A 12549-nucleotide genomic window follows, 5' to 3' on the forward strand; every position below is an offset into this window, starting at 1 on the left:
CTCTTTTATCATAATTCTAACGGATTAGAATTGGTATTTCAAAGCTAAGCTAATAGATCTACCAGGTAAAGTTCTACCTCTTACATAGTTTACTTGGTTGTCTGTAATACTTCCTTCTTCAGCTTCTGTAACCGCAATAACATCTAAAATATTATTTACAGATAAATTTACGTTTAAAGATTCTGTAATTGCATAGTTTACAAATCCACTTGTCACTACAAAACTTGGCATTACTAATTCGTTAGCGTCTTGAGCATATGCTTTAGATTGTCCTACAAAGCTTAACCCTATTGAGTTTTGTTTTACACTACCAAAATTATAAGATGGCATGATGTTGTAAATAAAGTCAGGTTGTCTTCTTGGTTTGTTTCCTTTGTTTGCTCCAGAAGTAATTTCTGCATTGGTATAAGTTACCGCTCCTCTTAAGTTAAAATCTCCAAAGTTGTAGAAACCTTCTAATTCAAGTCCCATAGATTTATAATCATTTTCTATAATACTGTTAGAGGTTGCTTCAAATCTTAACCCTATTGAGTTTTGTTTTACACTACCAAAATTATAAGATGGCATGATGTTGTAAATAAAGTCAGGTTGTCTTCTTGGTTTGTTTCCTTTGTTTGCTCCAGAAGTAATTTCTGCATTGGTATAAGTTACCGCTCCTCTTAAGTTAAAATCTCCAAAGTTGTAGAAACCTTCTAATTCAAGTCCCATAGATTTATAATCATTTTCTATAATACTGTTAGAGGTTGCTTCAAATCCTCCTTCTTCGTTGGTAGTAGCATAGAAAGCTGTTGCATATACGGCACCTCTTCTAAGATTTCTTTTAAATCCAAGTTCTGCTTGAGAAAGAAAGTCTAAGGCATTTATTTTATCTCCATCTAAGTAATCTAATCCTGAGAATAAAATACGGTCAGATTTAGCAGATGCACCTTTACTATATCTTACAAATACAGATTGATCATCTGAAAACTTATAGTTTACACCGGCAGAATAAGAAACGTAGTTGTAATCATAATCTACACCTGTTGGGTTTGCGTTGTCTATTACATGTGCTGTTTGTTCTGGGGTAGAAATGGTTCCGTCTCCATTAACATCAATAGCTCCTTCTTTACCTCCTGCAAAAGATCCACTTACTTTCCCCATATCATATCTAATACTTGCATCAATAGTTAAGTTTTCGGTTGCATCAACTGAAACTTGTGCGTATGGTGCAGATACATTGTATTGTGTATCATAATTACGGTGTAGATTCCCCCATGCTGGTGTTCCATAATTTAACAATCCGTTTTCACTTAACCCATCAACATTAATCAATCTAGCATTGTCATCAGAAGCATCTTGAACATAAGTATTCCACATCCATGACATAGAAATGTTTTGAATAGACTTAAAGTATCCAGCAGTAATACTTATGTTGTCAATAGTCTTAGCTAATTTTACATCATTCATAAAATTATTTAAGTTGTTTAATTCTACGTCAAACATATGAATTCTACTCACTAAAGTGTTTGCTTCTACAGCATTTCCTGTGTCTGCATAAGTCAAAGCTCCTGTTAATTTAGTTTCCATATCGGTAGCAGTCCCTACACTTTCTACAAAAGGAGTAATAAATCCACCTTTGTTCATAGAAAAACGTCCGTTGTTGCTAATTTTCCAATCGTTGTCTAAATCAAAACTAGCTTCAAATCCTACAGAAGTAGATACTGGATGCATTCCATCTGTTACATGACCTCTTTTTGTAACACCATCAGGTCCAGTACGTAATGTTTGAGTTAAGTTAGCTGTGTGAATAGAACCTCTAGTGGCATTAAATCCTGGTGCATTGTTCCATGTAGGATTGGCATTGGTTCCAGTAACTTTAATAGGCACTGGCATATAAGCAGCAGTTCTATCATTTAAATATTTAGCATATAATCTAATATGTCCGTTGTCAAACTTCTTAGTCAAGCTTACTTTTAACTGTCCTCCATTGTTAGCTGTAAATCCTGTAGTTCTAATTCCTTCTCCCACTCTGTAAAAACCTCCTGTATGGATAAATAATCCATCATTAATCTCAGTTCCATAGTCAAAATCTGTTCTAAAAGAATTGTAGTCTACTCCAAAAGTAGTTCCTATAGATCCACCTTCTACTTCTCCAGTTTTACTAATAATGTTGATGATTCCCCCAGGACCGTTAGAGGTTAATGTAGATGCTGATCCCCCACGAATAGCTTCTATTTTAGCAACATTGTTGTCAAATCTTGTAAAAATATCAGCCGTACCAAAAGCGATATCTCCATATAACAACACTGGCAATCCATCTTCTTGTAATTGTACGTATTTAGATCCTCCAGAAGAAATTGGCACCCCTCTTACCGCAATGTTAGAGTTTCCTTCCCCTCCTGATGATTCTGAACGAATACCTGGAATGGTTCTAAAAATTTCTGCTGTTGATCTTGGTGCAGATTGTGTAATAGTTGCTGGTTTCATTGTTGTTACAGAAACACTAGACTCTATTTTAGATTTTGGAGTGGCAACCCCTGTAATAATTACTTCGTCTAAAGATTCTGAGCTAGACTGTAACACAATGTTTAAAGAAATATTATTTCCTTGTGCTACTATTTTTTTAGAATACTTTGTATATCCTAAATATTCGGCCACTACTGTGTAGGTTCCATTTTCAATGTTTTTAATAACATAATTACCATCAAAATCTGTTGCTGTACCTTGTGAGGTTCCTTTTAATAATACAGTAACCCCTAATAATGGTTCTCCGTTTTGATCTTTAACGTTTCCTGAAATTGTTGTTTGCGCTACAATTGACGATACTGAAAATAGCAGCATTAATAAAACACCCCATTTGAATTGAATTGAATTTCTCATAATAGTATATTTTTTGTTAATAGTTAATAATTTACCTGTTTATTTTGCTAAATTATAACTGAAGTTGAGTAAAAATCGAGTGTTTTTCAACGAAAACGTTTTCGATTTTACCTAAAACGTTTTCGGTCATTATTTTTTACTACTTTTATTTCATCAAAAAGCAAAAAATGAAGCCAGTTACCTTAAAAGAAATTGCCGAAAAATTAAACATCTCTGTTACCACTGTTTCTAAAGCTTTAAAAGATTATTCAGATGTAAGTCCAAAAACCAAAGCGTTGGTAAAAGAATTGGCAGCTACTTTAAACTACACGCCTAATTCTTTTGCAGTAAACCTAAGAACCAAAGAATCTAAAACCATAGGCTTGGTGATTCCTGAAGTGGTACATCATTTTTTTTCTAACGTTATCAAAGGGATTATTTCCGAAGCTGAAAAAGAAGGTTATTTGGTTATTATATTACAATCTAACGAATCTTATGAGCTAGAAAAAAAACAGGTGGAGTTGTTAATGAGTCATCGTGTAGATGGTATTTTAATTTCATTGGCCAATGGAACAGCAGATTTTAAACATTTAAATGCTGTAATAGAACATGACAAACCTTTGGTCATGTTTGACAAAATAGCGAAACTGGTAAAGTGTTCTAAAATTATTATTGATGATCAAAAAGCAGCTTATATGGCAACCCAACATTTAATAGATACAGGTTGTAAACGCATTGCTCATTTTAGAGGACCTTTGTTGCCGCAAAATTCTATTGATCGATTTTTAGGGTATAAAAAGGCTTTGTTAGATAACGGAATGGAATACGATCCTAGTTTGGTGTATTTAAATGACTGTGACGAAAATAGTTTTGATGATGGAAAAATGAATGCTGCAAAACTTTATCAAGAACAGAAAGGCGTAGATGGAATTTTTATCAATACAGACATGGTTGCTATTGGGGCTATTTCTGAATTTAACAGATTGGGAGTAAAGATTCCCGAAGAAATTTCTATTGTAGGATTTAGCAACTGGTTCATGTCTTCTGTCATCTCCCCTACCATCACTACCATAGATCAGCCAGGTTATGTTATGGGACAAACAGCCTTTAAACAGTTGTACAAAGAAATCAAAGCCATTAAAAACAAAACAATGCTAAGTCCAGAAATCATTCAATTAGAAACTGCTTTGGTTAAAAGAGAGTCTACTAAAAATTAACGGTATGTTCTTTGTTGGGTATATTGACTAATAATCAACAGATATGAAACCAACCACTTTTATTTTTGACATGGACGGAGTAATGATAGACTCTGAGCCTTTTTGGAGAACAGCACAAATTAATTTATTAAAAGATTTAGGACATACCATTACGGTGCAAGACTGTATTCGTTATACCATGGGAAAAAGAATTGATGATGTAGCAAAAACCTGGTGCGATTTATATTCTTTAAAAATAGAGGCCAAACAATTAGAACAACAAATTTTAGATCAGGTGGTTGTCAACATTTTAAAAGATGGACAAGCCATTGATGGATTGTTAGATTTGCTACATTTTCTAAAAAAAGAAAACTATAAAATTGGCTTGGCAACTTCTTCTAGTTGGAAAATTATTGAAGCTGTACTACACAAACTAGAGATAAAACATTTTTTTGATGAAATATGTAGTGCCGATGATGAAGTTTATGGAAAACCAAATCCAGCGGTGTATATTAAAGCTATGCAAAAACTAGAATCAAAACCAAGTGAGTGTATCATTTTGGAAGATTCAGTTACGGGAATGATTGCTGCCAAAGCTTCTATGGCTTTTACCATAGTCTTAAATGCAGATGTATCTGCCCCAAAATTTTCAATAGCAGATCAAAGATGTCCATCTTTAGCAAAAGTATTAAGTTATTTAAAAACTTTATAAAAATGAACTACCCCGACCCAAGGGTACGGGGTATCTAAAACAAACTTAATTGCTTATCCTTATGTAATAGGCTATATTCTTTTTCCATACCTTGAGACTTGACATACTTCGATATACTATTCTCATCTCCAAATTTACTTACTGTATTTACAAAATATCCTGATGACCATAAACTTCCTCCCCATAATTTCTTTTTTATTTCCTTATGCTCTTTGAATAACTCTCTAGCTAAAATACTTTTCAGTAGTGTCACAATTTTTGTCGGACTATAAGTTGGGACTGATTGGACTAAAAAATGTACGTGATCTTGATCTGTTCCTATTTCTAAAAAATTTAACTCATATCTTTTAGAGATTTCTAAACAAACTAAAACCAGGGTTGTATCAACTTCTTTACTGAATATGATACGTCTATATTTGGATGGAAAAACAAAATGATACAACAATACAGAAACATTATGTGATTTATGGAGATATTCACTCATACTGTAAAGATAAATAATACGACCCAAGGGTCGGGGAATTAACCCTAAGAGATTAAAAAGCCCTAGTAATTATACTAGGGCCTTTCGTTTTACATAATATTAAGAATAAAAACTATTCTTCACTTTCTTGGTCACCACCGTTCATTCCTTCATTATTTCCCCAATCTCTTTTGGGTCTTTCTCCTTCTGTTCTTTGTGGTCTGTTTTTTCTCATCTTTTCAAAAAAGGTTTTAAACTCCTCTAAAGTAATTCCTCCATCAGCGTTTGCATCCATTTTATCAAAGCCCTTTGACATTCTCTTTCTATCTTCAACTTCTTCCTTTACAATTTTACCATCACTATTTTTGTCTAATCTCTCAAACATTTTTTCTGGAGTTGGTCTTTCTCTTTTTTTTGTATTAGAATTTTCTTCTTGAGAAAAAGCGCTCATTCCTACAAACAAGCAGATTGCAATGGCAATCATTATTGATTTTTGTGTTTTCATTTTTGATAATTTTTTTTAAAGATTATTGTTTTTTAATCTATTTATGTTGTTTAGACTTAACATATTTGCTTTGGTTTAATCATAATGATACATAATTATTTAAATTTTTAATTTCTTATATTATTAACATTCTTTTATAAATATAGAATTATCGCTCATGAAAAATGAATGAACGTTCATTTTTTATACCTTTGTCTCATAATTAGAATGATATGCAGCCATTAAGTAAAAGTGAAATCAAAAGAAAAGCCTTAATTAAAGCCACTGTTTGTTTGGTCATAAACAATGGATTTCATGCAGCACCCATGTCTAAAATTGCTAAAATGGCAAACGTTTCACCTGGAACCATTTACTTGTATTTTGAAAACAAACAAGATTTAATCAATAAAGTTTATTTAGAAATAAAAGCTTCATTTGCTGCACATGCTTTTAAGGATTTTAATGAACAAATGACTGTTGAAGAAGGTTTTAAAAACATATGGAAACAAATTGCTGATTTTAAATTAATGCAAGTTGATGAAGCTTTGTTTTTAAGTCAATGTGACAATACTCCCATGATAGACGAAGAAAGTAAAAAAGAGGGAATTAAGCATTTACAACCCCTACTCGACTTATGGAAACGTGGACAAGAGCAAGGTGTTATCAAAAATTGTTGTCACTATATGTTATATGCATACACTGTTTATCCTTTAGCGTTTTTAATGAATGCCAAACAAAAAAAAGACATAACTATTAATGAACAATATATCCAAGATGCCTATTTAATGGCTTGGGATAGTATCAAACAATCAAAATAAATTACAATGGAATTATTAGACAAATTAAACTGGAGACACGCTGTAAAAGCGATGAATGGAAAACAAGTACCTCAAGAAAAAATAGATAATATTTTAGAAGCCATTAGGTTAACTGCTACTTCTAGTGGATTACAACCTTTTGAGGTATTGGTTATTGAAAATCAAGAAATCAAAGAAAAAATTAAACCTGTAGCTTGGAACCAATCTGTAATTACGGAATGTTCTCACTTATTAGTTTTTGCTGCTTGGGATACATATACTCCAGAACGTATCAATGAAGTATTTGACTTAACAAACAAAGTTCGTGGTTATGAAAACGTAGGTTTTGAAAACTACAGACAAATGTTGTTAAATACCTATCCACAAAAGCCTGCAGACGAAAACTTTACGCATGCTGCTAAACAAGCTTATATTGCTTTTGGTTCTGCATTAATTGCTGCTGCTTATGAAGGAGTAGATGCAACACCTATGGAAGGATTTGATCCTGCTGCAGTAGATGAAATTTTAGGATTAAAAGAAAAAGGACTTGGAAGTGCTATTTTATTGCCATTAGGATATAGAGATGAAAAAAACGATTGGTTACACGGACAAAAGAAAGTTAGAAAAAGTGCCGAAACCATGTTTACAACACTTAAATAAAACAATATGAACCAAACAATCATTTTAAAACAAAGACCGATTGGAGCCCCTACTTTATCAAATTTTGATTTTGTAAATGATGACTCAGATTTAACCCCAAAAGAAGGAGAAATATTATTAGAAACCACTTATATTTCTGTAGATCCTTATTTAAGAGGTAGAATGAGTGATGCAAAGTCTTATGTAGCTCCTTTTGAGGTTGGACAACCCATCAACTCAGGGATTGTAGCAAAAGTTCTTGTTTCTAAAAACACCAACTTTAAAGAAGGAGATTATGTATCTGGTCTTTTAGATTGGAAAACAAAACAAATTTCTAACGGAAAAGGATTAAACAAAGTAAATAATCAGAACAACATTCCATTAAGCGCTTATTTAGGTGTTGTTGGTATGACTGGTTTAACGGCTTACTGTGGTCTTACACAAATAGGAAAACCTAAAGAAGGAGAAACATTAGTGGTTTCTGGTGCTGCAGGAGCGGTAGGTACTATTGTAGGACAAATAGGTAAAATATTAGGATTGCGAGTAATTGGTATTGCAGGATCAGATGAAAAAGTAGAAATGTTAACTTCAGACTTTGGATATGATGAAGCCATTAACTACAAAACAACAAAAGACCTATCTTCTGCCATCGCTAGTGCAGCTCCTAACGGAGTAGATATCTATTTTGATAATGTAGGAGGAGATATCTCTGAAGCTGTTTTATACAATATCAATCAATTTTCAAGAATTATTGTGTGTGGAGCCATTTCTGTTTACAACAATACAACTCCACAAAAAAATGCAACCGTTCAACCTTTTATTGTTAAAAACAGTGCTTTAATGCAAGGTTTTATTGTCTCTAATTATGCAAGCATATTTCCAGAAGCTATCCAAAAACTAGCAACTTGGTTAGAGCAAAACAAATTAACCCATACAGAAACGATTGTAGAAGGTTTTGAAAACACTCCCCAAGCATTTATTGATTTACTCGATGGAAAAAACAAAGGGAAAATGATTGTAAAAACTTCTTAAATAAATCATCTAAAAAAAAAGCATATGAATAATTTTGAATATCAGAATCCAACAAAAATACTATTTGGTAAAGATCAAATAGAAAACATAAGTAAAGAAATTCCAAATAAGGCAAAAGTATTGTTGCTTTATGGAGGAGGTAGTATCAAAAAAAATGGTATCTATGAACAAGTAACCAAAGCATTAAAAGGGTTTGAGGTAGTTGAGTTTGGTGGTATTCCTGCCAATCCAGAGTATGCTGTTTTAATGGATGCTTTAAAAATTATAAAAGAACAAAAAATCACCTTTTTATTAGCTGTTGGTGGTGGTTCTGTTATTGATGGTACTAAGTTTTTATCCTCAGCAGCTTTGTATAAAGGCGATACTCCTTGGGATATTTTAACTGAGAATATCAGAACAACTAGCGGAATGCCTTTTGGAACCGTGTTAACTTTACCTGCAACGGGTTCAGAAATGAATTCTGGAGCGGTTATTACCAGAGAGGAAACCAAAGAAAAACTTGCCATGGGAGGTCCTGGATTGTTTCCTCAGTTTTCTGTTCTAGATCCAACCGTAATCCAATCTATTCCTAAAAGACAATTGGCCAATGGAATTACAGATGCCTTTACACATGTGTTAGAGCAATACATGACTTATCCTATAAATGCTTTGTTACAAGATCGTATTTCGGAAAGTATTTTACAAACCTTAATAGAAGTTGCACCTAAAGTAATGAAAGACCCTAAAGATTATAAAGCAGCTGCAGATTTTATGTGGAGTTGTACCATGGCTTTAAACGGGTTGATTCAGAAAGGAGTACCTACAGACTGGGCAGTACATGCCATCGGTCACGAACTTACGGCTTTGTACGGCATAGACCACGCTAGAACTTTAGCGGTAATTGCTCCTAGTCATTACCGATATAATTTTGAGGCTAAAAAAGAAAAATTAGCACAATATGCAGAAAGAGTGTGGAACATTACCGAAGGTTCTGTAGATGAAAAAGCAAAACAAGCCATTGTAAGAACTGAAATGTTTTTTAATGGTTTGGGTATTGATACCAAATTATCTGATTATACCAGAGATTATATGGGTACCGCTCAAGAAATCTCAAGAAGGTTTACCGTTAGAGGTTGGAATACCTTAGGAGAACATAAAAACCTAAGCCCTTCTGATGTAGAAAAAATAGTAACCATGGCTTATTAATCCCTCCCCTATATAGCCCCTAAATAAAAAATCCAGTAAATTATTTTACTGGATTTTTTTGTAATTAAATGATGATGCCATATTTAGGTGTTCTCTAAAACTCTTTAAAAAATACGGTGTTCGATTGTTTTTTAGAACTAGTAATGACATATATGGTGTTCGAGCGGAGTCGAGAACCATGATGTTTCTTCTAATTTTTTAATATTTCCATAAAACACATTTCCACTTTACCTTAGCTTCCTTTTTTATAAAGTTAATCACTCTGCTTCTCGACTCTACTTCGACTCCGCTCTGCAACCACGCTCGAAGACCCTAAACTCTGCAACCGTGCTCTAAGACCTTAAAAACACCTTTATAGTTTCTTAATTTCTTCTACTTCTATTATAATTTACTTTTGTTGCAACATAGTGTACCTTATTCTACAGGGTGGGTGTTCGAGCGGAGTCGAGAACCATTGGTTTCTTTGGTTTTTGAAACCCTTAAATTAAGACATATTATATCTTTAGCTACCTTTTTTATAAACCTAAACATGGTACTTCTCGACTCTACTTCGACTCCGCTCTGCAACCACGCTCGAAGATCCTAAACTCTGCAACCACGCTCTAAGATTATAAGTATAATACTTATCCAACGTAGAAAAGCTACAGTCGAGAACCATTAACTATTCTTGTTTTTAAATGCTTCCATAAGATACAAAGCAGTTCTATTTTAGCTATATTTCTAAACGATACTAATCATTGTTTTTCCCTACTCTATTACGGTGTTCGAGCGGAGTCGAGAACTATGATGTTTCTTAGGTATATGAGGGTTATTATAAAACATATACTTTCTATACTTTAGTTACCTTTTTATAAAGTTAATCACTCTGCTTCTCGACTCCGCTCGAAGACCATAAACTCTGCAACCACACTCGAAGAACATTAGCTTCTTTTGTATATGGAGGCTGTTTTAAAACATGTACTTAAAATTACTTTGGTTGCTTTTTTTATAAAGTTAAGTATGATGCTTCTCGACTCCGCTCGAAGACCCTATGCTCTGCAACCTTGCTCGAAGACTATTAGCCCTGTAATCATGTTTGAAGACTGTGGGTTTCTTAGGTGTGTGAAAGTCTTGATATAAAATATATTCTTGTTTTATTTTCTCCTTTTTATAATATTAAACATGGTGCTTCTAGACTCTACAGGGTGTTCGAGCGGAGTCGAGAACCATTGGTTTCATTAGTATATGGGTGCTATTATAAAACGTGTACTTTCTTTAGTATAGTTGCTATTTTTATAAAGTTAAGCATTGTGCTTCTCGACTCCGCTCGAAGACCGTGAGCATTGCAACCACACTCGAAGACCCTATCTCTACAACCTTGCTCGAAGACCGTGAGCTTTATAACCCGCTAAAAGACTGTGAGCACGAAGACTACCGTTATCGTGTTTAGTATCTTTCCTCGCTATCATCCTCGTAAAACTAAACAAATGTTTAATAATGCTAATAATTCTGTCAATTAGAGTTCTTTTGGTTCGGTTTGTTCCGAACTAAGTATTATATTTGCAGCCAAATTACAAGAATATGGATGTATTATTGAAAAATCAAAAATGTCATTTGGTTGAAAAACTAGGAATTCATTTTGAAAAAAAGGAAGGACTAGCACCCGTAGCGGCAAGAGTGTTTTCTTATATTATTTTAAATGGTAAAGGAGGTACAACTTTTGAGGAGTTGATAGAAAATCTTTGTGCCAGTAAGAGTACCATTTCAACACATTTAACCCATTTACAGGGTTTAAATAAACTAAAATACTATACCAAAATAGGAGATCGTAAAAAGTATTATATCATGAACCACGACAGTATGGTGCAAGGGATTAACAAAACCATTGAGGATTGGAATAAAGAAATGAAAATTCATCAAGAAGTAATGTCCTATAAACTAACTGTTAATAATTTAAAAGAAACCCTCAATGAAGAAAAGTTTAATGTAGAGTTCCACAAAGATTTTATTGAGTTTTTAGACAAAACCATAGAGTCTGTAAAAGAAATAAAAAACCGAATTATAAAAAACCATCAAGAAAATAATTAAATGAAAATGAAGAAAATTTCCCTATCAGTAGCATCGGTAATGCTAATTGGAATGTTGTTTAGTTGTGGAAAATCACAACAGGCTACCCAAACAAATCAAACCCCTCCTACTTTTAAAGTAACCGCTATAACAGGTAAAGATGTTACCGACTTTAGAAGTTATCCTGCAACCATAGAAGGGGTTGTAAACAGTGATGTAAGAGCTAAAGTTTCTGGTTATGTTCAAAAAGTTTTGGTTGATGAAGGACAAAAAGTAACCAAAGGACAACCTTTGTTTCAGCTAGAAACACAAACCTTATCACAAGATGCAGAAGCAGCAAAAGCAGCTGTTGACGTGGCAAAAGTAGAAGTAGAAAAATTAATTCCATTGGTAGAAAAAGGAATTATTAGTGCTGTACAATTACAAACGGCCAAAGCTAATTTGTCTCAAAAAAGAGCAAACTACAGCAGTATTAGTGCTAGTATAGGTTATGCCATGGTTAAAAGTCAAGTAGATGGATATGTAGGAGCTATTAACTTTAGAGAAGGTTCTTTAATTAGTTCTAACGACTCTCAGCCATTAACAACCATTAGTGATATTCAGCAAGTGTATGCGTTCTTTACCATGAACGAATCTAACTATATAGATTTTTTACAAAACGCAGAAGGAAACTCTATTCAAGAAAAAATAGACAACTTCCCTCCTGTTAGTTTGGTCATGGCCAACGGAAAAACTTTTGATCAGCAAGGAAAAATACAAACCTCTTCTGGACAAATTAACAGAAATACAGGTACGGTAAGTTTTAGAGCGGTGTTTAACAACCCTAATCAAATTTTAACCAACGGAAATAGTGGACAAATTAAAATTCCTACTTTTTACGAAAATGCTATTGTTATTCCGCAAGAAGCTACTTATGAGCAACAAGGAAAAGTAATGGTTTATAAGTTAAAGAAAGACAACTCTATTAGCTCATCTGTCATTCAAATTAAAACAACTTTACACAATGTGTATGTGGTTTCGGCTGGAATAGAAAAAGGTGATAAAATTGTTGCCAACGGTGTAGGTAAATTACACGACAACATGCAAATTACTCCTAACGAGGTTTCTTTAGATAGTATTTTAAAGCCTATTCAGGTTTTATTTAAATAATTTATAAC

The 12549-nt window shown here is 33.4% G+C and carries 11 protein-coding genes; 8 read left to right on the plus strand and 3 right to left on the minus strand.

Annotated elements, in window-relative coordinates; all coding sequences use genetic code 11:
• Positions 1 to 24: 24 nt before the first annotated feature.
• A complete protein-coding gene (locus BUB70_RS04535; protein ID WP_159431409.1) occupies positions 25 to 2859 on the minus strand; it encodes a TonB-dependent receptor in 2835 nt (944 codons plus the stop codon).
• Positions 2860 to 3026: 167 nt separating this feature from the next.
• On the opposite strand from BUB70_RS04535, the gene BUB70_RS04540 reads away from it, so the two are divergent.
• Positions 3027 to 4055 (plus strand): LacI family DNA-binding transcriptional regulator, encoded by a 1029-nt coding sequence (locus tag BUB70_RS04540; RefSeq protein WP_073118799.1) that lies wholly within the window; start codon positions 3027 to 3029, stop codon positions 4053 to 4055.
• Positions 4056 to 4098: 43 nt separating this feature from the next.
• On the plus strand, positions 4099 to 4746 hold the full coding sequence (gene hxpB, locus BUB70_RS04545; protein ID WP_073118801.1) for a hexitol phosphatase HxpB: 648 nt from the start codon (positions 4099 to 4101) through the stop codon (positions 4744 to 4746).
• Positions 4747 to 4780: 34 nt separating this feature from the next.
• Here hxpB and tnpA read toward each other — a convergent pair whose 3' ends face one another.
• Together tnpA and BUB70_RS04555 are read right to left on the minus strand one after the other, a co-directional pair.
• Positions 4781 to 5230 carry an IS200/IS605 family transposase gene (gene tnpA / locus BUB70_RS04550; protein WP_073118803.1) on the minus strand — a complete coding sequence of 150 codons (450 nt, stop codon included), beginning with the start codon at positions 5228 to 5230 and terminating at the stop codon, positions 4781 to 4783.
• Between the two features lie 112 nt (positions 5231 to 5342).
• On the minus strand, positions 5343 to 5714 hold the full coding sequence (locus BUB70_RS04555; protein WP_073118805.1) for an EF-hand domain-containing protein: 372 nt from the start codon (positions 5712 to 5714) through the stop codon (positions 5343 to 5345).
• Between the two features lie 212 nt (positions 5715 to 5926).
• Between BUB70_RS04555 and BUB70_RS04560 the strand changes: the two genes are divergently transcribed.
• From BUB70_RS04560 to BUB70_RS04585, 6 genes are all read left to right on the plus strand, one after another.
• On the plus strand, positions 5927 to 6511 hold the full coding sequence (locus BUB70_RS04560) for a TetR/AcrR family transcriptional regulator (RefSeq protein ID WP_073118807.1): 585 nt from the start codon (positions 5927 to 5929) through the stop codon (positions 6509 to 6511).
• Between the two features lie 6 nt (positions 6512 to 6517).
• Positions 6518 to 7150, plus strand: a complete 633-nt coding sequence (locus BUB70_RS04565; protein WP_073118809.1) for an NAD(P)H-dependent oxidoreductase — start codon at positions 6518 to 6520, stop codon at positions 7148 to 7150.
• Positions 7151 to 7156: 6 nt separating this feature from the next.
• Entirely contained in the window at positions 7157 to 8161 is a 1005-nt protein-coding gene (locus BUB70_RS04570) for an NADP-dependent oxidoreductase (protein WP_073118811.1), read from the plus strand.
• 24 nt (positions 8162 to 8185) lie between these two features.
• Positions 8186 to 9346, plus strand: a complete 1161-nt coding sequence (locus BUB70_RS04575; RefSeq protein ID WP_073118813.1) for an iron-containing alcohol dehydrogenase — start codon at positions 8186 to 8188, stop codon at positions 9344 to 9346.
• Positions 9347 to 10906: 1560 nt separating this feature from the next.
• Positions 10907 to 11413, plus strand: a complete 507-nt coding sequence (locus BUB70_RS04580; RefSeq protein WP_073118815.1) for a GbsR/MarR family transcriptional regulator — start codon at positions 10907 to 10909, stop codon at positions 11411 to 11413.
• Positions 11414 to 11419: 6 nt separating this feature from the next.
• The gene (locus BUB70_RS04585) at positions 11420 to 12541 is read left to right on the plus strand and encodes an efflux RND transporter periplasmic adaptor subunit (RefSeq protein ID WP_308691362.1); all 1122 of its coding nucleotides are present in this window, start codon (positions 11420 to 11422) and stop codon (positions 12539 to 12541) included.
• Positions 12542 to 12549: the final 8 nt, after the last annotated feature.

It is taken from the genome of Wenyingzhuangia marina (assembly GCF_900130035.1).
In the GTDB taxonomy this organism is placed as follows: domain Bacteria; phylum Bacteroidota; class Bacteroidia; order Flavobacteriales; family Flavobacteriaceae; genus Wenyingzhuangia; species Wenyingzhuangia marina.